Source organism: Streptomyces sp. NPDC090106 (assembly GCF_044747265.1).
Taxonomy (GTDB): domain Bacteria; phylum Actinomycetota; class Actinomycetes; order Streptomycetales; family Streptomycetaceae; genus Streptomyces.
Genome location: NZ_JBIVDS010000002.1, coordinates 116107 through 142742 on the forward strand (window position 1 = coordinate 116107; position 26636 = coordinate 142742).

Below are 26636 nucleotides of genomic sequence, written 5' to 3' on the forward strand. Positions count from 1 at the left end.
TTGCCGAAGTGCTCCCGACGGACGACGCCCCGGAACGCCCTCGGCGCCTCGCTCGGCTGCGCGTCGGCCGGCCTCGGTGCGGGATGGCGCGAAACGCTCGCTCGGTGCTGCCATCGGTTGAGGCTATCCGGCTGAACGGACGAATGCCCCCACTTCCCCGCCACTGCCCCCAAACACCGAAGGCCCTCCGTTCTCACGGAGGGCCTTCGACTGTCGGTGCGCCGCCAGGGACTCGAACCCCGGACCCGCTGATTAAGAGTCAGCTGCTCTAACCAACTGAGCTAGCGGCGCCTGCTGACGTGGAGAACTCTACCGGACCCGGTGGGGTGGTCCGGACCGGGTGACCTGGGGCGGGGCGGGGTGCCGTACATCATTCGGACCGTCAACATGCGCGTCCGGAAGACAGTTGAGAAACTGACGAATGTGTACAGCCGCGGACATTTCCACCTGGAGTGTGAGGGGAATCGCATGGAGACTCCGGTATTCGAGGAATTCGATCCCGCGAGCGATTGCGACTGCCCCGGATGCGTCCACTGGCGGCGCGTCCTCCCGCACTCCCGCACCGACCGCCACCCCGCCGCCCACCGCGCGATGATCCTCGCCGCAGCCGCCTCCACCGCACTCGGCGTCGGCCACACCGCCCCCGCCGTCGCCGCCCCCCACGCCCCCGACCGCCCGGGCCTCCCCGCGGCCGACGAGCCCGACACCCCCCAGGGCGGCACCGCCCCGCTGCACGGCCCCGGCGGGAAGCCGGCCGTGGTGAAGGCGCCCGCCACGACCCGCGCCGAGATCATCAAGCGGGCCAAGACGTGGGTCGCCGCGCAGGTGCCGTACAGCATGACCCAGTACTGGTCCGACGGTTACCGCCAGGACTGCTCGGGGTTCGTGTCGATGGCCTGGAACCTGCCGGGCAACGAATGGACCGGGAGCCTCGACCAGTACGGCGTGCGGATCGCCAAGGACGACCTCCAGCCCGGCGACATCCTTCTCTTCCACAATCCGGCCGACCCCGAGAAGGGCTCGCACGTCGTCATCTTCGGCGGCTGGACCGACTACACGCACACCTACTACGTGGCCTACGAGGAGACCCGCCCGCGCGCCCGCAAGCAGTCCACCCCGTACGCCTACTGGAGCCACTCGGACCGCTATGCCGCCTACCGCTACAAAGGGCTGGCGGCGGGCGCGTCCGGCAGCGACAAGCCGAGCGAACCGACGACGGCCACCCCCTTCCCGGGCCTCGCCTACTTCGGTCCCGGCGCCAACAACAAGCACGTCACCGCGCTCGGCCGGATGCTCGTCGAGCGGGGTGCCGCCCGCTTCTACACCTCGGGTCCCGGTCCCCGCTGGACCGACGCCGACCGGCGGGCCACCCAGGCGTTCCAGCAGGCCCAGGGGTGGCGGGGCCGGGACGCGGACGGGCTGCCGGGTCCGGAGACCTGGATGCTGCTGGCCACGGGGAAGGGCAAGGACATCAGGACCGGGGCGGCCGGCCCCCCGGCACCGTCCTCGCCCTCGGCGCCCTCGTCCCCCTCCTCCAACGGCGTTCCCGGCTACCCGGGCCGGTCGATGTTCCGGCCCGGCGCCGACAACACGTACGTCACCCAGCTCGGCAGGCAGCTGGTGAAGAAGGGGTTCGGCCGGTACTACTCCTCCGGCCCCGGACCCCGCTGGGGCGAGGCGGACCGCAGGGCCGTCGAGGCGTTCCAGCGCACCCAGGGCTGGCGCGGCGGCGCGGCCGACGGCTACCCGGGCCCGGAGACCTGGCGACGCCTGTTCGCCTAGCCCTTGTCCATCGACACCCACTGGCATCACGTTTCTGGCGCGGAGGCTGGAGGCACCCATGAGCACCACGACCACACCACCCACCCCACCCACCCCGGAGTCCGAGGGACCGGCGCCCCGGTCCGTCCGCCTCATCCAGAACGAGGCGACCACCGAGATCCCGGTCCACCTGCTGTTCCGCGACGACCCGGAGACCGGCGCCGTGCCGCTGAGCCCCGCGGTCGTGGGGCGCCGGCAGGGCACCGGCGAGCAGCCGAGGCTGCGCAGACCGGCGGCGGCGTCCCGGCCGCGCCCCGCCCCGCAGGTCGACCCGGAGCTGGCCGAGCGCCCCGCCAGGGTGCTGCCGGGCGCGGCGGGCGTGCTCGCCGGTGCCTGTGGCGTCGCCGGGTGCGCGGTCACGTCCTGGTGGGCGGGCACCCTTCCGCCGCTCGCCGTGGAGGCGCTCGCGCTGCCGGCCCAGGCGGGCGCCGGGCTCGGCGTCGCGCAGTGGGCGGCGTACGCCGGGGCGGGCGCCCTCGGCCTGTTCGGCTTCGGCGGTCTCGCCCGCGGGCGGACCGGACGCGCCTGGGTGCTGGGCCTGTTCGGCCGCTACCGGGGCACGGTCCGCCGTACCGGCCTGATGTGGGTCAACCCGCTGCTGCTGCGGCGCCGCGTGGACGTACGGCTGCGGCACTGGCGCAGCGAGCCGATGGCCGCCGCCGACGGCAGCGGGGTCGCGCTGCGGGTGGTCGCGCTGGTGGTGTGGCGGGTGCGGGACACCGCGCGGGCCACGCTCGGGGTCGAGGACCACGAGACGTATCTGCGCGAGTGCGTGGAGGCGGCGCTGGTCCGGGTGCCGGTCGAACAGCCCGGCTCCCCGAAAGCGTCCGTGGACGCGGCGACCGACGCGCTGACCCGGGTGGTCGCGGCGGACGCGGCGCCGGTGGGCCTGGAGGTGTTCTCGGTGCAGCCGGTGCGGGTGGAGTACGCGCCCGAGGTCGCCGCCGCGATGCACCGCCGCCGGATCGCCGCGCTGGACGCCCAGCACCGGGCGAGCGTGCTGACGTCGGTGGTGGACTCCGTGGAGGACACGGTGACCCGGCTGACCATGCGGGGCCTGGTGGAGCTGGACGACTACGAGCGCAAGGCCCTGGTCAAGGATCTGACGGTCGCGTTCTGCTCGAGCCGCGGCGAACAGGCTCCCTGACGGGTACGGACCCCGTTTTTGATATGGACACAGCCAAGCGGCGGCAATACCTTGGGACTTGGTCTAGACCTGCACTCCTCATGCACTTCCCCCACGTTCGACAGGGAGCGGCAGCATGCGCAAAAAGACCAAGTGGTACGCCGCGGCGCTCGGCCTCGGTACGGCGGGAGCGCTCGTGCTCTCGTCCGGCGGGGCCAGCGGCCACGGCTACACCGACCTTCCGATCAGTCGTCAGAAGCTCTGCCAGAACGGCACCGTGACCAACTGCGGCGACATCCAGTGGGAACCGCAGAGCGTCGAGGGCCTCAAGGGCTTCCCCTCCGCCGGGCCGGCCGACGGGTCGATATGCAACGGCGGTGTCAGCAGGTTCAGCCAGCTCAGCGCGCCCACGACCCCGTCCGGCGCCGCCTGGCCGACGACGAAGGTGACCGGCGGTCAGAGCTACACCTTCCGCTGGCAGTTCACCGCCATGCACGCGACGACCGACTTCAAGTACTACGTGACCAAGGCGGGCTGGAACCAGAACCACAACCTGGCCCGCTCCGACCTCAACCTCACCCCGTTCCTCACCGTCCCGTACAACAACCAGCGACCGCCGTCCACGCTCTCCCACAGCGGCACCCTGCCGTCCGGACTCAGCGGCCACCACGTGATCGTCGCCGTGTGGACGGTCGCGGACACCACCAACGCGTTCTACGCCTGCTCGGACGTCACGTTCTGAGCATCGCTTGAGACAAGGCCGCTTCCCCCGGGGGTAGGTTCCCCACACCGGTCGAGCGACCGGTGCCTGACCTCGGGGGAAGCTTCATGGACGTCTTCTTCTATCTGGTGCCCGGCCTGATGCTGGCCGTGATCCTCTTCGGCGCCTACCGCGTGCTGCGCCGGTCGCTCCGGCTCCGCCGCGCCTGGAACAGCGGGCTGACCGCCGAAGGGCGCTGTCTGCGGGTCTACACGACCGTGCACGGCGGCTCCGGCGACACCCGGGTGCGTACCGCCCTGCACCACGTCTACGAGTTCACCGCCCGCGACGGCCGCAGCGTCCGCTTCGAGGAGGAGGACGGTCCCGGCACCGTCGTCGAGGGCGACTTCGTCACCGTCCACTACGCCGAGGGCGCCGACGTCGTCGCCACCGCGAAGGCGCCGGCGCGGGCGGGGCTCGCCGCCTCCACGATCGGCCTCCTGGTCTTCCTCGGGGTGGCCGCGGCGTTCTGCGTCGCCTTCATGGTCCAGTACACGATCGTCTTCGAGACGTCGGACATCGGCGGCTACTAGGGGCCCCGTCCGCCGCGGGGCTCCACATCTGACGGTCCATCAACTACCGTGCCCCGCCATGGAGTCCAAGGGCACGGTCCCGGACAGGCGCACGGTGGCCGAACTCGTCGCCGACCGGTGGGGCGACCACCGGCCGGGCCTGTGGTGCGAGGATCGGACCCTCACCCACCACGAGACGGCGGCGGGCGCGGCGGCCCGTGCGGCGCTGCTCGCCGAACTGGCCCCGCCGCGCGCCCATGTCGGCGTACTCCTCGACAACACACCCGAGTTCCCGCTGTGGTTGAGCGCCGCCGCCCTGGCCCGGTCCGCGGTCGCCGGGATCAACCCCACCCGCCGGGGCGCCGAACTGGCCCGCGACATCCTGCACACCGAATGCCGGGTCCTCGTCACCGAGCGGGCCCACCTCCCGCTCCTGAGGGGCCTGGACCTGCCCGGCGTACGCCTGCTCGTCACGGACACCGAGGAGTACGACGCGCTCCTCGCCCCCTGCGCGGACGCGCGGCCCGAGCCCGCCGGGGCCGGTCCGGACGACCGGCTGCTCCTCTACTTCACCTCGGGTTCCACGGGCGCGCCCAAGGCGGCGATCTGCACCCAGGGGCGGCTGGCCGCGGCCGGGTACGCGCTGGCCCGGCAGTTCGACGTGGGGCCGGACGACGTCCACTACGTGTGCATGCCGATGTTCCACGGCAACGCCGTGATCGCCGACTGGGCGCCCGCGCTCGCCGCCGGGGCGGGGGTGGCGCTGCGGCGCCGCTTCTCGGCCTCCGGGTTCCTCGCCGACGTGCGGCGCTACCGGGCGACGTACTTCACGTACGTGGGGCGGGCCGTGCAGTACCTGCTGGCGACGGAGGCGCGGCCCGACGACCGGGACCATCCGCTGCGCGTCGGGTTCGGCACCGAGGCGGGGGCGGTGGACGCGGCGGCGTTCCGGCGGCGGTTCGGGGTGCGGCTGGTGGAGGGGTACGGGTCCTCGGAGGGCGGGGCGGCGGTGCAGTGGTCGCCGGGGACGCCCGAGGGGGCGGTGGGACGGGCGGGGCCCGGGCTCGTCGTCCTCGACCCCTCGACGGGCGAGCGGTGCCCGTCCGCCGTGTTCGACGGGGCGGGGCGGCTGCTGAACGGGGACGAGGCGATCGGGGAACTGGTCAACCAGGGGGCGAACCCCTTCGAGGGGTACTGGCGCAACGAGGAGGCGGAGGCGGAGCGGCGGCGATGGGGAGGCTGGTACTGGACGGGTGACCTGTTCTGCCAGGACGCGGAGGGCTACCTCTATTTCGCGGGCCGCACGGACGACCGCATCCGCGTCGACAGCGAGAACCTGGCCGCCGCGATGATCGAGAACATCCTCGCCCGGTACGACGGGGCCGACGCCGTCGCCGTCTATGCGGTGCCCGATCCCGTGACCGGCGACCAGGTCATGGCCGCCCTCGCGGGCAGCTTCGACCCCCTCGGCTTCGCCGAGTTCCTCCTCGCCCAGCCCGACCTGGGCACGAAGATGGCCCCCCGGTTCGTCCGGGTCCTCGACCGCATGCCGGTCACGGCCACCAACAAGATCCACCGGGCCCGCCTGCGCCAGGAGGGCCTCACCACCCAGGACCCCACCTGGTGGCGCCCTCCGGGCGAAACGACGTACCGCAGACTGACGGCCGAGGACCGCGAGGAGTTCGAGAGGCCGATGGCTCGCGTCAGGAAAAGGGGATAGCCCTCGATGGCGCCCGGAAGACAGGGAAAAAGTTCGAGGGGCCTCTCGCTCCCACGAGTGGCCCCTCTGAAGTGCGCCGCCAGGGACTCGAACCCCGGACCCGCTGATTAAGAGTCAGCTGCTCTAACCAACTGAGCTAGCGGCGCAGACTCTCGCCGTTCTCGCTTGCGCGGTCGGCGACAGAGAAAATACTACCCGGTCCGCGAGGGTGGTTTTGACCAAGATCAGATGGTGAGGCCGAGGAGGACCGGGGCCGCGTTCCTGTTCAGCGCGTCGGCGGCCTCGCGGAGCCGGTGGGCGTGCTCGACCGGCAGGGAGAGGGCGAGGCAGCCCACGGAGGAGCCGGCGGTGATGGGGACGGCCGCGCAGACCGTGCCGACCGCGTACTCCTGGAGGTCGAGGTGGGGGACCGTGGGCGGCTGGGACTCCAGGCGGGACAGCAGCAGCTTGTCGCTGGTGATGGTGCGCGAGGTGAGCCGGGCCAGCTTGTGCCGGGAGAGGTGGTCGCGCCGGCTGTTGTGGTCGAGCTGCCCCAGCAGGCTCTTGCCGATCGCCGTCGCGTGGGCGGAGTAGCGGAAGTCGACCCACTCGTTGACCACCGGGGTCGCGGGCCCGTCGGCGTACTGGGCGATGCTGATCTCGCCGTCGACGTACCGGCTGAGATAGACGGCCGCGCCGACCGAGTCCCGCAGCCGGTCCAGGGTGCGCTGGAGCGTCTCGCGCAGGGCGCGGTCGCGGTCGTGGGCGGAACCGAGGCGGCTGAGCGCCTCGCCCGTGACGTACGCGCCGTCGGCGATCTGCTCGACGTAGCCCTCGCGGCGCAGCATCCGCAGGAGGGTGGTCAGCCGCTCCGGGTCGATGCCGGCCTGCCGGGCGAGCTGTGCGGCGGTGACTCCGGTGCTGTGCCGCGCCACGATCTCCAGGACGCGCAGCGCGTCCTGGGCCGAGTGGTGCGGCGCGGTCGGCTCGGTCGGCTCGTGCTTCAGCGCCACGGTGTGTCCCCCTGGCTCGCTCTGTTGCTCTGCAGTTGGGCCGTGATCCGGACAGCGATCCCTACCACGATAACGGGCAAGAAGGCTCAAGTGAGGGGCTGTTGACGAGATTCCATCCCCCTCAGCAGGGGTGCTGACCCGCTGGCATATGCCAGAGGAATGAGCCAGCACCCCGGTCCGCCGGTCAGAGCACCGCGCTGAGGAACTCCCGGGTGCGGTCCTGCGCCGGATCGCTGAAGATCTGCTCCGGCGGACCCGCCTCGATGATCCGCCCGGAGTCGAACATCAGTACCTGGTCCGAGATGTCCCGGGCGAAGTTCATCTCGTGGGTCACGCAGAGCATCGTGATGTCGGTGGTGCGCGCGATGTCCCGCAGCAGGTCCAGCACGCCCGCCACCAGCTCCGGGTCGAGCGCCGAGGTCACCTCGTCCAGGAGCAGCACCCGAGGCCGCATCGCCAGCGCCCGCGCGATCGCCACCCGCTGCTGCTGACCGCCGGAGAGCTGCGCCGGATAGGCGTCGCACTTGTCGGCCAGCCCCACCAGGTCCAGCAGCTCGCGCGCCCGCTCCTCCGCCTCGTCCTTGCCGAGACCCAGCACGGTGACGGGCGCCTCGGTGATGTTCCTGAGGACCGGCATGTTCGGGAACAGGTTGAACTGCTGGAAGACCATCCCGATCTTCTTGCGGATCTCCCTGACCTGCTTGTCCGGCGCCGGGAAGAGCCGCTCCCCGTCGACGGTGATCGTGCCCTCGTCGGGCTTGGTCAGGGTCATCAGCAGCCGCAGGATCGTCGTCTTGCCGGAGCCGGACGGGCCGATGAGGGTGACGTGCTTGCCCGCCTCGACGGAGAAGTCGAGATGGTCGAGCACGGTGTTGTCGCCGAACCGCTTGGAGATCTGTTCGAGCCGGATCAGCTCGCCCCCGGAGCGCTTGTCGGCGGGGTTCATGTCGGGGGACTGCTGGATGTCAGTGGACAAGACGTCGCTCCAGGGCTCGCATGAGGAGGGAGGCCAGATAGGAGATGAGGATGAAGGCCACGCCGATCACGGTCAGCGGCTCGGTGAACTGGAAGTGCTCCTGGGAGAAGAGCCGCGCCTGCCCGAGCATGTCGAGGACGGTGATCGCCATCAGCAGCGGCGTGTCCTTGAGCATCGCGATCACGTAGTTGCCCAGCGCGGGCACCACACGGCGGATCGCCTGCGGCAGGATCACCACCCGCCAGGTCCGCGCCACCGGCAGGTTCAGCGCCGTCGCGGCCTCCCACTGGCCGACGGGCACCGCCTCGATACCGGCCCGGTAGACCTGCATCGTGTACGTCGAGTAGTGCAGGCCGATCGCGAAGACGCCGGTGGTCAGCGCCGAGAACGTCAGCCCCCACTCGGGCAGCACGTAGAAGAGGAAGAACAGCTGCACCAGCAGCGGGGTGTTGCGTACGAACTCGGTGACCGCGCCCACCGGCCAGGTCACCCACCGGGTCGGCGCCCGCATCAGCAGTGCCCACACCAGGCCCAGTACGAAGGAGATCACCGAGCCGAGCGCCAGGGCCTGGAGGGTGACCACCAGACCGTCCCAGAACTGCGGCATGAAGTCGCCGACCGCTCCCCAGTCCCACGTCATGCGACAGCACCTCCACCGACACCCGTCGTCTCGGCGCGCTTGAGCTCACGCGCCGCGGCCCCGCGCACGGGCCGCTTCCCGACGCCCGCCTTGAGCCTCTTCTCCAGCCCGCGCATCACCCGGGTCAGCAGGAACGCGATCACGAAGTAGATGAGCAGCAGATACGTGTAGATCTCGGCGCTCTCCTGGAGCGCGAGCCGCACGAGGTTGCCGCTGAACGCCAGATCGCCCATGCCCATGACCGACACCAGCGCGGTGCCCTTGAGCAGCTCGATCAGCAGGTTCGAGAACGGCGGGATCATCTCCGGCACGGCCTGCGGCAGCAGGATCAGCCGCATCCGCTGCCAGGGCGTGAAGCTGAGCGCGATCCCGCCCTCCTTCTGCGCCGGATCGACCGCGGTCAGCGCCCCGCGCACGATCTCCGACCCGTACGCGCCGTACGTCAGCCCGAGCGCGAGGGTGCCCGCCCACAGCGGGACGAGCTGCCAGCCGAACGCGGGCGGCAGCACGAAGAACACCCAGAAGATCATGACGAGGGCCGAGGTCCCGCGGAACACCTCGGTGTAGAAGCCCGCGACGAACCGCACGATCCACAGCCGGTGCGTCCGCGCGATCCCGACGACGAATGAGACCGCCCCCGCCAGCAGCGCGCTGAGGACGAGGAGCTGGACGGTGGTCCATATGCCCTTGAGGACGAGTTCCCAGAGTCCTGAGGTCATCAGCCGGTCCCTCCCGCGCACAGGTCCTCGGCCGTGAGATCGGTCATCTCGGCCCGCGTGAACCCGAACGGCCTGAGGATGCGGAACAGTTCGCCGCTCTTCTTCAGCTTCCGCAGCTCCACGTTGAAGGCGTCCCGCAGCCTGGTCTCGGTGGGCCGGAACGCGAACGCGCCGCCGTCCACATGGGGTTTGCCGTCCACGAGCGGCGTGAAGGGCTCGGTCGCCTCGGCCTTGGAGGACTTCTTCACGACCTCCCGGGTGGTCAGCGCCGTCCCGGCGAACACGTCGGCCCGGCCGGCCTCGACCGCGTTCAGCCCCGCGACCTGGTCCGGGACGATGAGGATGTCGCTCTCCTTGTACCCGGCGTCGACGGCGTACTGGATCTCCGCGTACCCGGTGCCCGTCGCGAACTTCGCCTTCTTCCCGACGACGTCCTGGTAGTCGTGCAGCCCCTTCGGGTTGCCCTTCCTGACGATGAACGAGTCGAGCATCTGGTAGTCGGGGTCGGCGAAGACGACCTGCTCGCACCGCTCGGGGTTGACGTACATCCCGGCGGCGACGACGTCGAACTGCTGCGAGTTCAGTCCCGGGATCAGCGACCCGAACTCGGTCGGGACGGGCTGCACCTTCGCGACCCCGAGCCGCTGGAAGATCGCCTTGGCCAGCTCCGGCGCCTCCCCGGTCAGCTCACCGTCCTTGTCGATGTAGCCGAACGGGATCTCGCCGGCGATGCCCAGCCGTACGACACCCGTCGCCCGCAGGCGTTCGAGCAGGTCACCGCCGTCCGTGGTGGAGGCCGTGGCCACCCGTGAGCAGCCCGCGGCACCGAGCGCACCGAGCGCCGCCACCCCCGCGAGCAGCGTTCGACGCGTGGGTTCGGCTTGTTCTGTGCCTCTGTCGTTCCGAAGTGGTGGAGCCATGGCGGCGCGGCTACCCGAGGGGATGCGATGTATGCACCATGGAAGGCATGGCCGACCGATACATAGAAGTCTCGCTGGTCAAGCGGGGTATCAGCTGTACGGCGAAGCTGCTGGCGGACCGTGCGCCGCTGACCTGCGCGATCGTCTGGGACGCGCTCCCGCTGACCGGTGACGTCTACCACGCGAAGTACGCCCGCAACGAGATCTACGCTCTTTTCCCGCCGTTCTCCGCCACCGAACCGCCCCTGGAGAACCCGACCGTCACCCCCATCCCCGGCGACCTCTGCTACTTCTCCTTCTCCGGGACCCAGCTCGCCGCCGGCTCCTACGGCTACGACCGCGAGGTCCGCCCCGGCACCACGGTCGTCGACCTCGCCCTGTTCTACGAACGCAACAACCTCCTCCTCAACGGCGACGTCGGCTGGGTGCCCGGCATCGTCTGGGGGCAGGTCGTCGAAGGCCTTCAGGAGATGGCCGAGGGCTGCACCGATCTGTGGCGGTCCGGGGCGGCGGGGGAGACGCTCAGCTTCCGGCGGACATGAGCGCGTGCGCCGCCCGCAGCACCAGATCGTCACGGTGCCGGGCGGCCACGAGCTGGAGACCGACCGGCAGCCCGTCCCCGTCCGTGCCCACCGGCACGGTCGCGGCGGGCTGCTGCGTCAGGTTGAACGGGTACGTGAAGGGCGTCCAGCCCGTCCACCGCCGCAGCCCCGACCCCTTCGGCACCTCCGCGCCCGCCTCGAAGGCGGTCACCGGCAGCGTCGGCGTGACCAGCAGGTCGTAGGTCTCGTGGAAGCGGCCCATCCGGCGCCCCAGATCCATCCGGACGTCGACGGCGGCGAGATACTGCAGGGCGCTCAGCCGCGCGCCGAGCCCGCAGATCTCCCGCAGCCCCGGGTCGAGCACCTCCCGCTGGTGGGGCCCCAGCCGCTGCGCCACCCGGGCGGCCCCGCTGAACCACAGCGCGTGGAACGCGTCCACCGGGTCCGCGAAGTCGGGGTCGGTCTCCTCGACGTACGCGCCGAGCCCCGCCAGCCGCTCCACTCCGCGCCGCACCGCCCCGGCGACCGCGGGCCGGACCGCCACCTGCCCGCCGAGCGACGGCGAGTACGCCACCCGCAGCCCCCGCACCCCCCGTCCCAGCGCCTCCGAGTACGACAGACCCGCCGGCCCCAGCGCCGACCAGTCCCGTGCGTCCGGGCGCCCGATGACGTCCAGCAGCAGTGCCGCGTCCGCCGCGTCCCGGGTCATCGGCCCGACGTGCGACAGCGTGCCGAACGCGCTCGCCGGGTACAGCGGGACCCGGCCGTACGTCGGCTTCAGCGCGAAGATCCCGCAGAACGCGGCCGGGATACGGACACTGCCGCCCCCGTCCGTGCCCAGCGCCAGCGGCCCCGCGCCGAGCGCCACGGCCGCCGCCGCGCCGCCGCTGGACCCCCCGGCCGTCCGGGAGAGGTCGTACGGGTTGCGGGTGACACCGGACAGCGGTGAGTCGGTGACGCCCTTCCAGCCGAACTCCGGGGTCGTCGTCTTGCCGAGGAACACGGCGCCCTGCTCGCGCAGCCGGGCCACGGACGGCGCGTCCTCGTCCCAACGGCCGTCCTCCGCGACGGTCTTCGAGCCCCGCAGGGTCGGCGAGCCGCGCATCAGCAGGATGTCCTTCACGGTGACCGGGACCCCGTCCACCGCCCCCGCCGGCTCACCGCGCCGCCACCGGTCCTCCGACGCGCGCGCCCGCGCCAGCGCCTCCTCGCCGGTCAGCCGGACGAACGCGTTCACCTCGGGCTGGATCCGCTCGGCCCGTTCCAGGGCGGCCTCGGTCACCTCGACGGGGCTGAACTCGCCCGTCCTGTACCCCTCGACGAGCTGGACGGCGGTGCGTTCGGTGAGAGCGTTCGGTGCGGTGAGTCCGCTGAGGTCCGGCATGCACACCCCTTCGACATCGCCGGTCAGTGTCCCGGCACGTATCCACGCTTCTTGTCGACCACGTTCGGCAGCGGCTTGCCCGTCTCCCACCGCTCGTACAACTCGACGAACTGCGCGCCGAGTTCGTCCCGCCAGCCCACCGTGTCCCCGCTCATGTGCGGCGACACGATCAGATCCGGCACATCCCACAACGGGCTCTGCGGGCCGAGAGGTTCGTGCTCGAAGACGTCGAGCGCCGCCCCCGCGATCCACCTCCTGCGCAACGCCTCGGCGAGCGCGTCCTCGTCGACCAGCCCGCCCCGCCCGATGTTGATGAACCGCGCCGACGGCTGCATCACCCCGAACCGCCGGGCGCCGAACATGCCGTACGTCTGCTCGGTGAGCGGGGCCGCGGCGATCACCCAGTCGGCGCGGGCGATCAGCCGGTCGAGGTCCTCGGGCCCGTGCACACCGGTGCGCGGGGTGCGCCCGACGACGGCCGCGGTCACCTCAAGTGCCTTCAGGGAGCGGGCGATCGCCCGCCCGATGGGCCCCGAGCCGACGACCACGGCCCGCGTCCCCGCGACCCGGCGGGACTCACGGTGCCGCCAGGTCCGCTGCCGTTGCAGGTCGAGCGTGCGGGGCAGGTCCTTGGCCATGGCGAGCACGAGCGCCCCGACGTACTCGGCGACGGGCCGGTCGAAGATCCCGCGCGCGTTGGTCACCACCGTGTCGGAGGCGGCGAGTTCGGGAGAGAGCAGATGATCGACACCCGCGCTCGCGGTGTGCACCCAGCGGGGCCGCGGCCCCTCGCCCGGCCACGCGGCCCGCACCGCCCGCGACGTGAAGTCCCAGACCAGCAACACATCGGCGTGCGGCAGCCGTTGGGCGAGCGTCGAGGCGTCCGCGTGCTCGACGCGGACGCGGCCGGTGAGACGGCCGAGCCGGGGCGGCGGATCGGCGTCCAGGACGAGAAGCGTGGGGGCGGTCATCGGTGTGCCGGTCTCCCGAAGGGGTGTCGGGGCGTCTGACATGGGCGGATTGACCACGCTCGCACCCGAACCTACCTTCGTCAACACGGTCGTCGCGCACGGCCTGTCGTCCCGCTGTCCCTCACGGTGAGGCCGGTGCCTGCCATGGACGTAGCCTTTCTCGGCGGACCACGCCCCCAGCGCGGCGTGGGAGTGGTGGCCCCCTTCGACTTCGCGCTCGACCGCGAGCTGTGGCGCTGGGTCCCGGACGAGGTCTCCCTCCACCTGACCCGCACCCCGTACGTGCCCGTCGAGGTCAGCCTCGACCTGGCCCGGCTCGTCAGCGAGCACGAGACGCTCGGCGACGCGGTGCGCACCCTCAACGCCATCAGCCCCGAGGTCGTCGCCTACGCCTGCACCTCCGGCAGTTTCGTCGGCGGCATCGCCGGGGAGCGGGCCATGTGCGAGGCGATGACCCGGGCCGGCGCGGTCCCCTCCGTGACCACCTCCGGCGCCCTGCTGGAGGCGCTCGCCGACCTCGGCGCCCGCCGCGTCGCGCTCGTCACGCCGTACACGGTGTCCGTCACCCGCGCCCTGGAGGAGTACGTCGCCGAGGCGGGCGTCACGGTCACCGGCTGCGCCTACATGGGCCTGACCAGGCACATCTGGAAGGTCCCGTACCGCGAGGTCGCGGTCATGGCCCGCAGGGCCGTACGGGACGCCGCCGACGCGCTCTTCATCAGCTGCACCAACCTGCCGACCTACGACGTGATCCCCCAACTGGAGGCGGAGCTGAGACTGCCGGTGCTGTCGGCCAACCAGGTGACGATGTGGGCGGCGCTGCGCGGGATGGGTACCCGGGCGGTGGGGCCGTACCAGGCCCTCGTCGATCCGGCGGCACGCCCCGGCCCCCAGCGGCCGGTGCTGCCGCCCGTACTGCCGGACGAAGGACAGCAGCAGGAAGGCTGGACATGACCGCACTCGGATTCCTCTACCCGGGCCACTCCGCCGAGGACGACTATCCACGTATCGAGCAGCTCCTGGGCGGTGACATCCGGGTCGACGTCGTCCACACCGACATCGGCGTGGACGCGCACCGCGTGGACGCCCTGCTCCGCATGGGCTCCGCGGAGCGCCTCGCGGCGGGTGTCGAGGAGCTGCGCATGGCCGGTGCCGACTCCGTCGTCTGGGCCTGCACCAGCGGCAGCTTCGTCTACGGCTGGGACGGCGCCCACGAGCAGATCCGCGCCCTCGCCCGCGCGGCGGGGCTGCCCGCCTCCTCCACCTCCTTCGCGTTCGTGCACGCGGCGCGGGAGATCGGGGTGCGGCGGGTGGCGGTCGGGGCGACGTACCCCGAGGACGTGGCGCAGCTGTTCAGGGAGTTCCTCGTGGCGGGCGGGCTGGAGGTGGCCTCGGTGACGCCGTCGGGGGTGGTGACGGCGGCGGAGGTGGGGATGTGGACGCGGGCCGAGGTCCTCGCCCTCGCCTCGGCGGCCGACCGCGCCGACGCGGAGGCGGTGCTGCTGCCCGACACGGCGTTGCACACCGTCGCGTGGATTCCCGCCCTGGAGGACGCGCTGGGCAAGCCCGTCCTCACCGCGAACCAGGTCAGTGCGTGGGAGGCCCTGCGCCTCGCCGACCGCCGGGTCAACGCCCCCACTCTGGGCGCCCTGTTCACCAAGGAACCCGTCATCCAGGCCTGACCCGCCTTTTCCTCGCCCCCGCCGCCCCTTCCCGACCCGACCCTGGGGGCTGCGCCCCCAGACCCCCCGCTGTCGGCCCTGCGGGCCTCGTCCTCAAACGCCGGACAGGCTGAAAAAATCCGACCTGGCGTGAAACTCAGCCCGTCCGGCGTTTGAGGACAAAAAGGGGGTCTGGGGGCGCAGCCCCCAGGGGACGGGAACGGGAAGGGGCGGCGGGGGCGGGAGAAGAAAGCGGTCCCCCTGGCCGACCGACCTCGACCAGGGGGAAGCTCGGGGGAAAGGGGACCGCTCAGGCGGTGGCCGGCAGGTGCTGGACGCGGGCCGCGCGGGTGCCGAGGAGCGTGATCGTCACGACACCGAGGACGGCGAGGAGCCCGACCCCGACCGTCCCGCCCCACCCACCGGCGTGGAACGCGACCGCCCCGACCGTGCTGCCGGCGCTGGAGCCGATGTAGTAGGACGACTGGTAGAGAGCCGCCGCCTGCGCACGCCCCTCCGTCGCCGTCTTCCCCACCGCGGACGACGCCACCGCGTGCCCCGCGAAGAACCCGCCGGTGATCAGCACCAGCCCGAGGAGGACCAGCGGGAGCGAGTCGGCCAGCGAGACGAGCAGGCCGGTCGCGGTGGTCGCGCCCGCCGCGTAGAGGGCGCCGCGCCGGCCCAGGCGGCCGACCAGACGGCCCGCCGTCGAGGCGGAGACCGTGCCCACCAGGTAGACCAGGAAGACCGAGCCGATGATGCCCTGGCCCAGGGAGAAGGGCGCCTCGGTGAGCCGGTAGCCGATCACCGTGTACACGCCGCCGAAGACCGTCATGAACAGCGCGCCGATCGCGTACAGCCGCCGCAGCAGCGGGTTCGCGAGGTGGCCGCGGACGGTCCCGAGGAGGATCCCCGGCCGCAGCGAGCCCGCCACGAAGTGCTTCGGCGCGGGCAGCAGCAGCCGGAAGGCCACCGCGCAGGCGACCGCGAGGACGCCGATCACCCCGAGGGCGACCCGCCAGCCCCACTCCTGCGCCACCCAGCCGGTGACGATCCGGCCGCTCATCCCGCCGACGCTGTTGCCCGCGACGAACAGGCCGATCGCGGTGACCAGCGCCTTGGGGCGGACCTCCTCGGCGAGGTAGGCGGTCGCCGAGGCCGGGAGCCCGGCGAGGGCGGCGCCCTGGACGGCGCGCAGGGCGACGAGCGCCGGGAGGGAGGGGGCGAAGGGGACCAGCAGCCCCACCGTGACGGCGACGGCGAGGGAGGCCGTCATGACCGTACGCCGTCCGAACCGTTCCGACAGGGCGCTCATCGGGAGGACGAAGAGCGCGAGCCCGCCCGTCGCCGCCGCCACCGTCCAGCTCGCGTCGCTCGCCGCCACCCCGAAGCCGCCGGAGATCAGCGGCAGCAGCGCCTGGGTGGAGTACAGGAGGGCGAAGGTCGCCACACCCGCGAGGAAGAGGGCGAAGCTCATCCGGCGGTAACCGGGGCCGCCGGGGGTCAGCCGGGAGTCGGAGACGGGGACAACGGGGTCGGCGCCCACCGCGGTGGACGCCTCGGTACTGGCAGGCATGACCCGACCGTACGGACACCTGCGTTGATGCGTCCAATGCATGAACTGTCCATAATCGTTCCCATGGTGCATCAACCCAGCTCACAGCCCCGACTGTCACCGTCCGGTGACACAGAAGACATGGTGACGGCGCTGGCGCCGCGGCTCGCGTACTTCGCCGGCGTCGCCCGTACCGAGCACGTGACCCGCGCCGCCCTGGAGATGAACGTCCCCCAGTCGACGCTCTCCCGCGCCCTGGTCCGGCTCGAACGGGACCTGGGCGTCGACCTGTTCGCCCGGATCGGCCGGACCGTCTCGCTCACCCCGGCCGGCCGGACCTTCCTGCATCACGTGGAACGCGCCCTGGCCGAGATCGAGCGCGCCGCCGAGGAGGTCCGCGCCGACGCCGACGCCACCACCGGCAAGGTCGCCTTCGGCTTTCTGCACACCATGGGCTCGGAGACCGTCCCCGGGCTCATCCGCGCCTTCCGCGCCGACCATCCGCGGGTCCGCTTCAGCCTGGTGCAGAACTACGGCGAGGCGATGATCGAACGGCTCCGGGCGGGGGAGCTGGACCTGTGCCTGACCTCCCCGGTGCCCGACGCGCCCGACCTGGTGGCCCGCCGCCTCGACGAGCAGAAGCTCCGGCTCGTCGTCCCCGCCGACCACGCCCTCGCCACCCGCCGGCGCATCCGTCTCGCCGAGGCCGCCGACGAGACCTTCGTGACCCTGGAACCCGGCTACGGCCTGCGCCGGATCACCGACGACCTGTGCAAGGAGGCCGGATTCCGGCCCAGGATCGCCTTCGAGGGCGAGGAGGCGGAGACGCTGCGCGGGCTGGTGGCGGCCGGCCTCGGCGTGGCCCTGCTGCCGCCACCGGCCGTACCCCGCCCGGGAGTCGCCGAACTGACCGTCACCGCCCCGCGCGCGGTGCGCGAGATCGGCGTCGCCTGGCTGGACGGCCACCCGGACACCCCGCCGGTGGCCGCGTTCAAGAAGTTCCTGCTGTCCCGGAGGGGGAACCTGCTCCCCGCGTGAGGCGGGGCGCCGCCCTCAGTGGCGCAGCGACCGTCCGAAGCCGGCCGCCAGCGGCATCCGCAGCCCCAGCGGGGGCGGCGCGGCGAGCGCGTCCTGCACCGGCCGGGACAGCGCCCGCCCGAACACCGCGCCCATCACGAAGTCCTCGGTCAGCGCGATGACTTCGTCCCGGTACTGGCGCAGGCCGTGCCCGTCGGTGTGGACCTCGAAGCGGCACACGTCCCGGTTGGCCTTCTTCGCGCGGGCGGCGAGCCGGAAGGACAGTTCGGGGTCGGAGCGCTCGTCGTTGGTGCCGTGCACGAGGAGCACCCGCCGCCCGGCGAGCTGTTTCACCGGTTCAGGGGAGGCGGCGACGTCCTCCTCGGGCAGCCAAGGGGCCAGGGCGACCACCGAGTTGACGGCCTCGTGCCCGGCCGTGCGCAGCGCCGCCCGGCCGCCCATGCCGACGCCGACGAGACACACCGTCACATCGCCGTAGCGGCGGACGACCTCCTCCACGGCCCAGTCCGCGTCCGCCGCGAGATGTGCCTCGGGTCCGTTCCAGCCGCGGTAGCGGTAGTGGACGACATGGGCGACCAGCCCGTCCTCCCGGCCCGTGCGGGACAGCCTGCGTCCCAGGGCGCGGACGGAGGCGGTCGCCAACAGGGGGGAGGGCCGCCGCGCGGAGATCTCCTCGCCGGCGGGGAGCAGCAGCACCGCCCCGCTCACCGCCGTCGGTTCCGGACCGAGCGCCCGCCCCAGCCGGGCCGTACGGACCGGCGTCGCTTGCTGTGCCATGACAGAACAGTGTCAGAAGCGCGGGTGTACGCCATCCGTCAGGGGGGTCACCGTTGCGTATCGGCGGAGGTGTGCCGCGCGCGTTCTACGCGCGTAGGAGTTAGAGTGCGGAAATGACGAGCCAGACTGAACGGACGGGGGCCACCCCGAGCTCGGACCAGATCCGACGGGCGCCCAAGGTTCTGCTGCACGATCACCTCGACGGCGGGCTCAGGCCCGGCACCATCGTCGAGCTGGCCCGGGAGACCGGGTACGCCCAGCTCCCCGAGACCGACGCCGACAAGCTGGGCGTCTGGTTCCGGGAGGCCGCCGATTCCGGCTCGCTGGAACGGTACTTGGAGACCTTCTCGCACACCGTCGGCGTCATGCAGACCCGGGACGCGCTCGTCCGGGTCGCCCGCGAGTGCGCCGAGGACCTCGCCGAGGACGGGGTCGTCTACGCCGAGGTGCGGTACGCGCCCGAGCAGCATCTGGACGGCGGACTCACCCTCGAAGAGGTCGTCGAGGCCGTCAACGAGGGCTTCAGGGAAGGCGAACGCCTCGCCCGTGCGGCCGGGCACCGCATCCGGGTCGGCGCCCTGCTCACCGCGATGCGGCACGCCGCCCGGGCCCTGGAGATCGCCGAACTCGCCAACCGGTACCGGGATCTGGGGGTCGTCGGCTTCGACATCGCGGGCGCCGAGGCCGGGTTCCCGCCCACCCGGCACCTCGACGCGTTCGAGTACCTCAAGCGGGAGAACAACCACTTCACCATCCACGCCGGTGAGGCCTTCGGGCTGCCGTCGATCTGGCAGGCCCTCCAGTGGTGCGGCGCCGACCGGCTCGGCCACGGGGTCCGGATCATCGACGACATCCAGGTCCACGGGGACGGCACCGTCAAGCTCGGGCGGCTCGCGTCCTATGTGCGCGACAAGCGCGTTCCGCTGGAGCTGTGCCCCAGTTCCAACCTCCAGACCGGTGCCGCCTCCTCGTACGCCGAGCACCCCATCGGGCTGCTGCGGCGGCTGCACTTCCGGGCCACGGTCAACACGGACAACCGGCTCATGTCCGGGACGAGCATGAGCCGTGAATTCGAGCATCTGGTCGGAGCATTCGGCTACACGCTCGACGACATGCAGTGGTTCTCCGTCAATGCGATGAAATCAGCGTTCATTCCTTTCGATGAACGACTCGCGATGATCAATGACGTCATCAAGCCCGGATATGCCGAGCTGAAGTCCGAATGGCTGTTCCAGCAGACCGCTTCGACCAGCGGTTCTGTCGCCGAAGAGGGCTGAACGGGGGACGGACGCGGAATCGGAATGCGGACGGGTATTCACAATCCGTCCGCATTTCGATGTTTGCGGCGGGCGGCTGGGCGTGTTTACGGTTCTGGACCGCTCCCCATCCCTGTCGTCTCCATTTCGAGGACTCATTTCATGAAGCAGTCTGCTGTCAAGACCCTCGGTGTCGCCGCTCTCGGTGCCGCCTTCGCCGCCGTCGGTGCGGGCGCCGCGAACGCCGCCCCGGCCGTTCCGGACGCCACCCAGGCGCTGGACACCGTCACCAAGACGCTGCCGGCGGAGAACGTCGCCAAGGCCCTTCCCGGCGCCGGTGAGGCCCTTGCGCAGGCCCAGCCCGCGGTCACCACCAGCCTGGCCGCCGCCCAGCCCGCCGTGCAGCAGGTCCTCGCCGACGGCCCGACCAAGCCGGTCGCCGGCCTCCTCGGCGGTCTGCCCGTCGGCGAAGCCCTCCCCGGCGCCAGCACCCTGCCCGTGAACGGCATCCCGCTGGGCTGAGCACCGCCCACCCCGGACACGCCGACGGGGCGCACCCCTTCAGAGGGGCGCGCCCCGTCGGCGTACGCGCGTCAGGCTCACCAGGCCGTGCGGGCCCCGCTCGCCTTGCCCTCGGAGGGGAACAGGATCCACAGCGCTATGTAGAGCAGGAACTGCGGGCCGGGCAGCAGGCACGACAGCAGGAAGATCACCCGCATCGTCGTGGCGGACGTACCGAAACGGTGGGCCAGCGCGGCACAGACTCCGCCGATCATGCGGCCGTGGGTGGGGCGGGCGAGGCGGGACATCTGCGGCTCCTTCGAGGTCAGTGGGATGTCGTCCCTGTCTGACATCGACACTACGGAGACGAAGTCCCGCGAACGTCGCTCTACGGTGCGATCCCGACCCTGGGAAACGTCGGGGTGCGACCCTGAGACGGCTCCTCCTGGCGGAGGGTCAGGTGCTCGTGGCGGCGGTACCTGCGGCGCAGCCAGGCACGGCAGGCGGGGACCACCAGGGCATGGGCGAGGGCGACGCCCGTCGTGTTCAGGAGCACGGAGTCGATGTCGGGGACGCGGCCCGGCACGCCCGTCTGGAGGAACAGCACACCGAGCGAGATCAGCGCCCCGGCGGTGACCGTACGGACCAGGGAGCCCAGCGGCGAGGCGGACAGCCGGCCGTGCGTCATCGGGAGCAGGAAGCCCAGCGGAGCCAGCAGGGCCAGACCCTCGGCGACCTGCCGGGCGGCCACCTCCCAGCCGAGCGCGGCGTCCGCCCTGATCCCGGCGAACGGGCGCAGGTTGGGCGGCTGCACCCAAGGCACGTCCAGGGGACGCAGCGTGAGCCAGGCGACGAACGCGAGGTGTGCGACGAGGAGGACACCCCCTGTCGCACGGATGCGGGTCGCGGCACCGCCGCCGATGAAGCCTTCACGCTGCACGCCCCCCTAGACGCGCCTGTCGGCGCGATCGGTTCCGGAACACCCCCGGACGCCTGGATGAGGCGTGCGACACACGCGTACCGCGGCGGCGGCTCAGCCGCCCGCGACCTGCGCCGACGGGATCTTCGTGGTGCTCGGGGCGGAGCGGACCTGGTCGGTGCACTCGTAGGAGCGCAGCGGGGCGTCGTCCGGGCCGCCGAGGACGACGGAGCCGTCGCCCTCCGCCGCGGCCGAGTCGGAGAACGTGCAGACGATCTGCGCGAGGGCGGTCGCGCCGAGCGCGTCCGGCGGATAGCTGAGCCGCAGGGTGTCGTCGGGGTCCTCGCGGCGCGGCCCGCTCACCGTCATGCCGTCGCGGACCGTCGTGGCGTACCCGGACTCCTTCTCCGCGGCCGACGGCGCCGACGCCAGCTGGTTGAGCAGCTCCTGGGCGACCATGACCCGGCGGCGCGGGTCCTCCGTACCGTCGTCCTCGACGCTGACCGTGCGGTCGACGGCGACCAGGGACGAACCGCACAGCAGGAACACCTGGACCGGCAGGCCCCGGGACGACTGGGTGGAGACCTCCGGTTCGGAGGCCGAGCAGTTGACGTGGGAGGGCGCGGGGCCGAAGTCGGTGGGGACCTCGGTGGCCCGGATGCCGCACCCGGTGAGCAGCACGGCCAGCAACGGGACCGCCAGCAGGCGCCTCATGAGCCCTTCTTCCCCTCGCCGCCGCTCTCCCCCGCCAGCTCCGAGGCGTCCTTGGGCAGATGCAGCGTGAACACCGCACCGCCCTTGGGGGAGTTGGCGGCGGTGATCTCGCCGCCGTGGATGTGCGCGTTCTCCAGGGCGATGGACAGACCGAGCCCGCTGCCCTCCGACCGCGGCCGGGACGCGCTCGCCTTGTAGAAGCGGTCGAAGACGTGCGGCAGGACGTCCTCCGGGATGCCGGGACCGTGGTCCTGCACCTCGATGGCGATCCGGTCGCCGCCGTCCCGCACCGAGACCCGCACCGGCGACCCGCCGTGCTTGAGGGCGTTGCCGATGAGGTTGGCGAGGATGACGTCGAGCCGGCGCGGGTCGAGCCGGGCGTGGATGCCGCGCTCGGCGTCCAGGTCGACCGCGTCCAGCCAGGCGCGCGCGTCGATGCAGGCGGTGATCTGGTCGGCGAGATCGACGTCGTCCAGGACGAGCCGGGCGGTGCCCGCGTCGAAGCGGGTGACCTCCATCAGGTTCTCGACGAGGTCGTTGAGGCGCCGGGTCTCGCTCACCACGAGCCGCACGGCCGGTTCGATCATCGGGTCCATCGAACCCGACTCCGCCTCCAGCTCCTCCTCCAGGATCTCCGTCACGGCGGTGATCGCGGTGAGCGGGGTGCGCAGCTCGTGGCTCATGTCGGCGACGAACCGGCGGGACGCCTCGTCCCGGGCCGCCATGTCGTCGACGCGTTTCTCCAGCGCCTCCGCCGCGTCGTTGAACGTCCGTGACAGATCGGCGAGTTCGTCCGTGCCCGAGACCCGCAGCCGGGTGTCCAGCTTGCCCTCGCCGAGCCGCCGCGCCGCGACCCCGAGCCGGTGCACCGGCTTCAGCACGGTCGTGGCCGCCGCCTGCGCGAGCAGCGCCGAGCCGATCAGCGCGAGACCGGTGGCGATACCGAGCGACCAGGCCAGCGAGTTGAGGTCCTTCGCCTCCGGCTCGAGGGACTTGAGCATGTAGCCGGTCGTACCGCCGTTGATCACCTTCGTGCCGGCCACCAGGTACGGGGTGCCGTTCTCCACCACCCGCTGCCAGTACAGGTGGTACGCGTACTGGTTGGCCGAGTCGACCTTCTGCTGCTCGTTGACCGCCGTGCGCAGCGACTTGGGCACGTCCTGGAGGGAGAAGCCGTTCAGCGCGCCGGAGTTGGCGGAGACCGTCTTGCCCTCGGAGTCCTCGGCGATCAGCAGCACACTGAACCGCTGACTGCTCATCGCCATCACCCGCGCGGTGCGCTGGAGTTCGTACTGCTCGGGACGGACGCGCAGCTGGCCCGCCCGGTTCTGCATCTCCTGCTGGAAGTCCCGCAGCACCGCGTCCTGGGTACGGGTGAGCACCGCCTCGCGGTTGAGCCAGTACGCGATCCCCGACGCGGAGACCGCGGCGGTCAGCGCGACCAGCCCGAACACCACGACGAGCCGCAGCCGCAGGCTCGTGAAACGGAGCCGCGACAGATGTCCCTTGCGCTCCGCGGCCCAGCCGCGGAGTCCCCCCTGGGCTTCCGTCACTGAGGCGCGTCCAGGCGGTAGCCGACACCACGGACGGTACGGATCAGCGTCGGCGAGGACGGCACGTCCTCGACCTTCGCGCGCAGCCGCTGCACACACGCGTCGACCAGCCGGGAGTCACCGAGATAGTCGTGCTCCCAGACCAGGCGCAGCAGTTGCTGCCGCGACAGGGCCTGTCCGGGGCGCCGGCTCAGCTCCAGGAGCAGCCGCAGCTCGGTCGGCGTGAGCTGCAGGTCCTCGCCGTTCTTCGTGACGGTCATGGCGGCCCGGTCGATGACGAGCGAGCCGAAGCTCGCGGCGTCGTTCGCCTCGCGCTCGCCGCGCCGCAGCACGGCCCGGATCCGGGCGTCGAGCACCCTGCCCTGCACGGGTTTGACGACATAGTCGTCGGCGCCGGACTCCAGTCCGACCACGACGTCGATGTCGTCACTGCGTGCGGTGAGCAGGATGATCGGCAACTGGTCGGTGCGCCGGATGCGCCGGCACACCTCGAACCCGTCGATGCCGGGCAGCATCACGTCCAGCACGATCAGGTCCGGCCGCTGCTCGCGCAGCAGCTTCAGGCCGTCCTCACCGGTGGCAGCGGTGGCAACCCGGTGACCCTGGCGCGTCAGAGACAGCTCCAGGGCCGTACGGATGGCGTCGTCGTCCTCGATCAGCAACAGGGAAGGCACGGGGCTCATTCTGGCCCATGGTCCGGTCGGGTTTCGACTCCTGTACGTGTCCGTCCCTGTACTGCGGCTTTCTGTGTCCCTTCTGTGCGGACTCGGGGACCTGCCCCTGTGACAGGTCTGTGACAGTCGGCGGACACGGCGATGAAGGTGCCAGGGCAAGCTTTTCGGCACAGGCAAGGAAGCAACACCGCACCGAGCCGAACACCGGAAGTCCACGACGGGGGGCGCGAGATGAACACGCTGCACAGCATCAGCACCAGCGCAGTGATCACGCGCCTGCACGACGTGAACGGGGGCCGGGGTTCCGAGAAGTCCGGTGCCGTGAGCGGGCGGGGGTGCGCTCGCGGCACCGGGCGTCAGCACACCGCGTACATGACGGTGGTTGACGGTTTCACGGGGGAAGCACACGGGGGAAGCGCGTACAGGGAGGACACGGGGGAGCGTCGTTCGCTGTCGGAGGCGGAGTTCACCGCCTACGTCCAGGAGCGCCGCGCCTCCCTGTACGCAACCGCCTATCACCTCACCGGTGACCGTTTCGAGGCCGAGGACCTGCTCCAGAGCGCGCTGTTCTCGACGTACAAGGCCTGGGACCGGATCAGTGACAAGGCGGCCGTCGGGGGTTACCTGCGGCGGACGATGACCAATCTGCACATCAGCGCGTGGCGCCGCCGCAAGCTGAACGAGTACCCGACCGAGGAACTGCCGGAGACGGCCGGTGACACGGACGCGATGCGCGGCACCGAGCTGCGCGCGGTCCTGTGGCAGGCGCTGGCCCGGCTGCCCGAACTCCAGCGGACGATGCTGGTCCTTCGGTACTACGAGGGCCGCACCGACCCGGAGATCGCGGAGATCCTCGACATCAGTGTCGGCACGGTCAAGTCGAGCATCTGGCGGTCGCTGCGCCGGCTGCGCGACGACGAGGTCCTCGGCCAGGGCCGTGACGAGGAGAGCGCCTTCGGGGAGCTTGTCGCCTGAGGGCTGGGGGGAACACGGGGGAAGCACGGGGGAACACGGGGGAGCGGTACCGGGGGGATCCACGGAGGATGTCGGGGGACATCCGGGGGAGCGGTACCGGCACCACGGGGGATGCACCACGGGGGAAGCACGGGGGAGCACCACAAGGAGCGGGACTGGAGGGCCGGGGGGTCCGTCCAGTCCCGCTTTTTCTTGTGCGGCGCGATCTCCCGCGTCCGTTCCGGTCAGTGGTGTTCCCGCATGAGGACCGCCTCGGACGGAGTGTCCCCCACGGCGATCACCCGAGCCGGATCGGCGCCCTCGACCGCGTACGCGCCCGTCCTGCTCTTCGGTAGGGCGTCCCCTGGATCGCCGGGGGTGTCGTCGCACGCCTCGACGGTGGCGCTGCCCAGCTTCTCGCCGACCGTGAGGCCGATCTCCTCGCCGGAGGGCAGATAGTCCCGGCCGTCGTAGGTCACCAGCCCCGCGCAGGAGGCGGAGCCGGTGTTCTCCGTGCATCCGGTGGCCGCTGTCAGCAGCAGGGCCGTCGCGAGCAGGGCTCCACGCGTGATCGTCATGGTCCTACGACGCCGGCGGGCTCCGGTTCGTTCAGGCCGTCGGGGTCGTCGCCGCCGGGCGGCGGCCCGCGGCGGCTGCGGCGAGGCGGCCGAGGGCCTCGTCCTTGTCGCAGGCGTGGGCGCCCAGCGCGGTCTGCCGGGCGACGATCGTGCGCTCCTGGCGCATCAGCCGCCAGCCGCGGCGCACCAGGAAGGGCACCGACTTGCGGCCCTCGCGCAGATCCCGCAGGAAGCGGCGGCGGAAGGTGCGCACCGGGCCCCGGCTCAGGCACAGGGCGTCGGCGAGCAGGCCCAGCTCCCGGCAGCGGGTGACGATCTCGGCGGCGAAGATGCCCTCGGCGATGAACAGCGGCGTCCGGCCGATGTCGACGCTCTCCTTGCCGGTACGGGCGCTCAGCGAGATGTCGTACTCGGGGATGTCGGTACGGCCCGTGCGGCACAGTTCGGCGATGGCGGCGACGGCGACCTCGGCGTCCCAGGACTCGGGATGGTCCCAGTCGATGTCGGTGCTGCCCACGACGAGCGGCAGCGTCGGGTCGTCGCCCTCCTTGTAGAAGTCGTCCAGGCGCAGGACCGGGAGGCCGGAGCGGGCGGCGAGAAGGGACTTGCCGGAACCGGAGGGGCCGCACAGAAGCACGACCCGGGTCGGTATGGGGGGCTGGGATCCCACTGCGTAGTCCTTCTCACCGGCGGTTTCACGGGCATCTGGGAGGTTCGGGGCGGGAACCTCCCCAGGCATTATCCCCCGCCCGGTGCACCCTTCGAACGCGGTCGCGCTCCGTGAGGGGGCGGGGTCGCCACGCCCCGGTCGACTACTCTTCGCGGTGACGTAATCACCCCCGGTAGTAGAGGCGGCAGCAGGCGATGGCACGACACGACTCCTCATTCCCCCAGGCCGGCGGCCGGGCCCTGATCGCCCTGACGGCCGCCGGTGCCGCGCTCGGCGCGGGCGCGGCGAGCGCCTCCGCGGCCGGTGCCGAGCCCGTCGTGGACGTCGTGCGCACGAGCCCGACCTCGCTTGGCACGGTCGACCCGCAGGCCGGGCTCCAGAGCCTCACGAGCACGGTCGGCTATGTCACCGGGCCCCTCGCGGACCTCAAGCCCAACCCGCTCGCGGGCACCGGCGTCGACCCCCTCGACAACGGCATCGGCACCAAGCTCGCCGACTTCCCCCCGATGACCACCCAGATGCTCACCGGGCCCGTCGCCCAGGCGCAGTCCCTCGGCGGGGTCCCGGTGGTCGGCCAGGCGGTGGGGCTGCTCGCCCAGCACTGAGCGCGCGGGCGGCGCCGGGCGCATGAGAAGGGCCGCGGTCCCTCCGGACGGAGAGGGACCGCGGCCCTGGTCTCACCGGTTCACCGGCTCACGGATCC

At 71.9% G+C, this 26636-nt stretch carries 29 protein-coding genes and 2 tRNA genes; 13 read left to right on the forward strand and 18 right to left on the reverse strand.

What is annotated here, in order from left to right:
* Window positions 1-217: 217 nt before the first annotated feature.
* A tRNA-Lys gene (locus ACIPSE_RS05945) sits at window positions 218-291 on the reverse strand.
* 177 nt (window positions 292-468) lie between these two features.
* On the opposite strand from ACIPSE_RS05945, the gene ACIPSE_RS05950 reads away from it, so the two are divergent.
* From ACIPSE_RS05950 to ACIPSE_RS05970, 5 genes are all read left to right on the forward strand, one after another.
* The gene (locus ACIPSE_RS05950) at window positions 469-1782 is read left to right on the forward strand and encodes a peptidoglycan-binding protein (RefSeq protein ID WP_401657889.1); all 1314 of its coding nucleotides are present in this window, start codon (window positions 469-471) and stop codon (window positions 1780-1782) included.
* Between the two features lie 58 nt (window positions 1783-1840).
* A complete protein-coding gene (locus ACIPSE_RS05955; RefSeq protein WP_401657891.1) occupies window positions 1841-2968 on the forward strand; it encodes an SPFH domain-containing protein in 1128 nt (375 codons plus the stop codon).
* Window positions 2969-3083: 115 nt separating this feature from the next.
* Complete coding sequence (locus ACIPSE_RS05960; RefSeq protein WP_401657893.1) at window positions 3084-3689, forward strand: lytic polysaccharide monooxygenase; 606 nt, start codon at window positions 3084-3086, stop codon at window positions 3687-3689.
* 86 nt (window positions 3690-3775) lie between these two features.
* Window positions 3776-4240 carry a hypothetical protein gene (locus ACIPSE_RS05965; protein ID WP_401657895.1) on the forward strand — a complete coding sequence of 155 codons (465 nt, stop codon included), beginning with the start codon at window positions 3776-3778 and terminating at the stop codon, window positions 4238-4240.
* A 58-nt stretch (window positions 4241-4298) separates the two neighbouring features.
* Window positions 4299-5939, forward strand: coding sequence for an AMP-binding protein (locus tag ACIPSE_RS05970; protein ID WP_401657897.1), 1641 nt, complete (start codon window positions 4299-4301; stop codon window positions 5937-5939).
* A 72-nt stretch (window positions 5940-6011) separates the two neighbouring features.
* Here the strand turns inward: ACIPSE_RS05970 and ACIPSE_RS05975 are convergent.
* The 6 genes from ACIPSE_RS05975 to ehuB all read right to left on the reverse strand — a co-directional run bounded on the left by ACIPSE_RS05975 (window position 6012) and on the right by ehuB (window position 10186).
* Window positions 6012-6085, reverse strand: a tRNA-Lys gene (locus ACIPSE_RS05975).
* Window positions 6086-6163: 78 nt separating this feature from the next.
* On the reverse strand, window positions 6164-6931 hold the full coding sequence (locus tag ACIPSE_RS05980) for an IclR family transcriptional regulator (RefSeq protein WP_401657899.1): 768 nt from the start codon (window positions 6929-6931) through the stop codon (window positions 6164-6166).
* A 184-nt stretch (window positions 6932-7115) separates the two neighbouring features.
* Complete coding sequence (gene ehuA, locus ACIPSE_RS05985; RefSeq protein WP_401659704.1) at window positions 7116-7877, reverse strand: ectoine/hydroxyectoine ABC transporter ATP-binding protein EhuA; 762 nt, start codon at window positions 7875-7877, stop codon at window positions 7116-7118.
* A 19-nt stretch (window positions 7878-7896) separates the two neighbouring features.
* Window positions 7897-8547 carry an ectoine/hydroxyectoine ABC transporter permease subunit EhuD gene (gene ehuD / locus ACIPSE_RS05990; RefSeq protein WP_401657901.1) on the reverse strand — a complete coding sequence of 217 codons (651 nt, stop codon included), beginning with the start codon at window positions 8545-8547 and terminating at the stop codon, window positions 7897-7899.
* Window positions 8544-9266, reverse strand: a complete 723-nt coding sequence (ehuC, locus tag ACIPSE_RS05995; RefSeq protein WP_401657903.1) for an ectoine/hydroxyectoine ABC transporter permease subunit EhuC — start codon at window positions 9264-9266, stop codon at window positions 8544-8546. The genes ehuD and ehuC overlap by 4 nt, the downstream gene beginning before the upstream one ends.
* Entirely contained in the window at window positions 9266-10186 is a 921-nt protein-coding gene (ehuB, locus tag ACIPSE_RS06000; RefSeq protein ID WP_401657905.1) for an ectoine/hydroxyectoine ABC transporter substrate-binding protein EhuB, read from the reverse strand. Before ehuB ends, ehuC begins: the two co-directional genes overlap by 1 nt.
* Window positions 10187-10233: 47 nt before the next feature.
* On the opposite strand from ehuB, the gene ACIPSE_RS06005 reads away from it, so the two are divergent.
* Window positions 10234-10728, forward strand: coding sequence for a DUF3830 family protein (locus ACIPSE_RS06005; protein WP_401657907.1), 495 nt, complete (start codon window positions 10234-10236; stop codon window positions 10726-10728).
* On the opposite strand, the gene ACIPSE_RS06010 is transcribed toward ACIPSE_RS06005, so the two are convergent.
* Window positions 10709-12112, reverse strand: a complete 1404-nt coding sequence (locus ACIPSE_RS06010) for an amidase (protein WP_401657909.1) — start codon at window positions 12110-12112, stop codon at window positions 10709-10711. The genes ACIPSE_RS06005 and ACIPSE_RS06010 overlap by 20 nt on opposite strands.
* Window positions 12113-12135: 23 nt before the next feature.
* Complete coding sequence (locus tag ACIPSE_RS06015) at window positions 12136-13083, reverse strand: D-2-hydroxyacid dehydrogenase (protein ID WP_401657911.1); 948 nt, start codon at window positions 13081-13083, stop codon at window positions 12136-12138.
* 144 nt (window positions 13084-13227) lie between these two features.
* Here ACIPSE_RS06015 and ACIPSE_RS06020 point away from each other — a divergent pair, with 144 nt between their 5' ends.
* Both ACIPSE_RS06020 and ACIPSE_RS06025 read left to right on the forward strand, forming a co-directional pair.
* Window positions 13228-14037, forward strand: a complete 810-nt coding sequence (locus tag ACIPSE_RS06020; RefSeq protein ID WP_401657913.1) for an aspartate/glutamate racemase family protein — start codon at window positions 13228-13230, stop codon at window positions 14035-14037.
* Complete coding sequence (locus tag ACIPSE_RS06025; protein ID WP_401657915.1) at window positions 14034-14765, forward strand: decarboxylase; 732 nt, start codon at window positions 14034-14036, stop codon at window positions 14763-14765. The genes ACIPSE_RS06020 and ACIPSE_RS06025 overlap by 4 nt, the downstream gene beginning before the upstream one ends.
* A 289-nt stretch (window positions 14766-15054) precedes the next feature.
* On the opposite strand, the gene ACIPSE_RS06030 is transcribed toward ACIPSE_RS06025, so the two are convergent.
* Complete coding sequence (locus tag ACIPSE_RS06030; RefSeq protein ID WP_401657917.1) at window positions 15055-16320, reverse strand: MFS transporter; 1266 nt, start codon at window positions 16318-16320, stop codon at window positions 15055-15057.
* Window positions 16321-16383: 63 nt separating this feature from the next.
* On the opposite strand from ACIPSE_RS06030, the gene ACIPSE_RS06035 reads away from it, so the two are divergent.
* Window positions 16384-17337 (forward strand): LysR substrate-binding domain-containing protein, encoded by a 954-nt coding sequence (locus ACIPSE_RS06035; protein ID WP_401657919.1) that lies wholly within the window; start codon window positions 16384-16386, stop codon window positions 17335-17337.
* A 15-nt stretch (window positions 17338-17352) separates the two neighbouring features.
* Here ACIPSE_RS06035 and ACIPSE_RS06040 read toward each other — a convergent pair whose 3' ends face one another.
* The gene (locus ACIPSE_RS06040; RefSeq protein WP_401657921.1) at window positions 17353-18114 is read right to left on the reverse strand and encodes an alpha/beta hydrolase; all 762 of its coding nucleotides are present in this window, start codon (window positions 18112-18114) and stop codon (window positions 17353-17355) included.
* Between the two features lie 113 nt (window positions 18115-18227).
* Here ACIPSE_RS06040 and ACIPSE_RS06045 point away from each other — a divergent pair, with 113 nt between their 5' ends.
* Window positions 18228-19391: an adenosine deaminase gene (locus ACIPSE_RS06045; protein WP_401657923.1), complete on the forward strand. Its 1164-nt coding sequence runs from the start codon at window positions 18228-18230 to the stop codon at window positions 19389-19391.
* 141 nt (window positions 19392-19532) lie between these two features.
* Window positions 19533-19892 (forward strand): ATP-binding protein, encoded by a 360-nt coding sequence (locus tag ACIPSE_RS06050; protein ID WP_401657925.1) that lies wholly within the window; start codon window positions 19533-19535, stop codon window positions 19890-19892.
* A 77-nt stretch (window positions 19893-19969) separates the two neighbouring features.
* Here ACIPSE_RS06050 and ACIPSE_RS06055 read toward each other — a convergent pair whose 3' ends face one another.
* The 5 genes from ACIPSE_RS06055 to afsQ1 form a co-directional block, all read right to left on the reverse strand.
* Window positions 19970-20179, reverse strand: a complete 210-nt coding sequence (locus tag ACIPSE_RS06055) for a PspC domain-containing protein (RefSeq protein WP_401657927.1) — start codon at window positions 20177-20179, stop codon at window positions 19970-19972.
* Between the two features lie 80 nt (window positions 20180-20259).
* The gene (locus ACIPSE_RS06060) at window positions 20260-20811 is read right to left on the reverse strand and encodes a VanZ family protein (protein ID WP_401657929.1); all 552 of its coding nucleotides are present in this window, start codon (window positions 20809-20811) and stop codon (window positions 20260-20262) included.
* A gap of 93 nt (window positions 20812-20904) precedes the next feature.
* On the reverse strand, window positions 20905-21504 hold the full coding sequence (locus ACIPSE_RS06065; protein WP_401657931.1) for a hypothetical protein: 600 nt from the start codon (window positions 21502-21504) through the stop codon (window positions 20905-20907).
* Window positions 21501-23057, reverse strand: coding sequence for an ATP-binding protein (locus ACIPSE_RS06070; RefSeq protein WP_401657933.1), 1557 nt, complete (start codon window positions 23055-23057; stop codon window positions 21501-21503). The genes ACIPSE_RS06065 and ACIPSE_RS06070 overlap by 4 nt, the downstream gene beginning before the upstream one ends.
* A complete protein-coding gene (gene afsQ1 / locus ACIPSE_RS06075) occupies window positions 23054-23731 on the reverse strand; it encodes a two-component system response regulator AfsQ1 (RefSeq protein ID WP_398282109.1) in 678 nt (225 codons plus the stop codon). Before afsQ1 ends, ACIPSE_RS06070 begins: the two co-directional genes overlap by 4 nt.
* 231 nt (window positions 23732-23962) lie before the next feature.
* On the opposite strand from afsQ1, the gene ACIPSE_RS06080 reads away from it, so the two are divergent.
* Window positions 23963-24706 (forward strand): SigE family RNA polymerase sigma factor, encoded by a 744-nt coding sequence (locus ACIPSE_RS06080; RefSeq protein WP_401657935.1) that lies wholly within the window; start codon window positions 23963-23965, stop codon window positions 24704-24706.
* Window positions 24707-24930: 224 nt separating this feature from the next.
* Here the strand turns inward: ACIPSE_RS06080 and ACIPSE_RS06085 are convergent, their stop codons facing one another.
* Window positions 24931-25263: a DUF6281 family protein gene (locus tag ACIPSE_RS06085; protein ID WP_401657937.1), complete on the reverse strand. Its 333-nt coding sequence runs from the start codon at window positions 25261-25263 to the stop codon at window positions 24931-24933.
* Between the two features lie 31 nt (window positions 25264-25294).
* Window positions 25295-25933 carry a uridine kinase gene (locus tag ACIPSE_RS06090; protein WP_401657939.1) on the reverse strand — a complete coding sequence of 213 codons (639 nt, stop codon included), beginning with the start codon at window positions 25931-25933 and terminating at the stop codon, window positions 25295-25297.
* A 194-nt stretch (window positions 25934-26127) separates the two neighbouring features.
* On the opposite strand from ACIPSE_RS06090, the gene ACIPSE_RS06095 reads away from it, so the two are divergent.
* The gene (locus ACIPSE_RS06095; RefSeq protein WP_401657941.1) at window positions 26128-26538 is read left to right on the forward strand and encodes a hypothetical protein; all 411 of its coding nucleotides are present in this window, start codon (window positions 26128-26130) and stop codon (window positions 26536-26538) included.
* Window positions 26539-26636 lie beyond the last annotated feature (98 nt).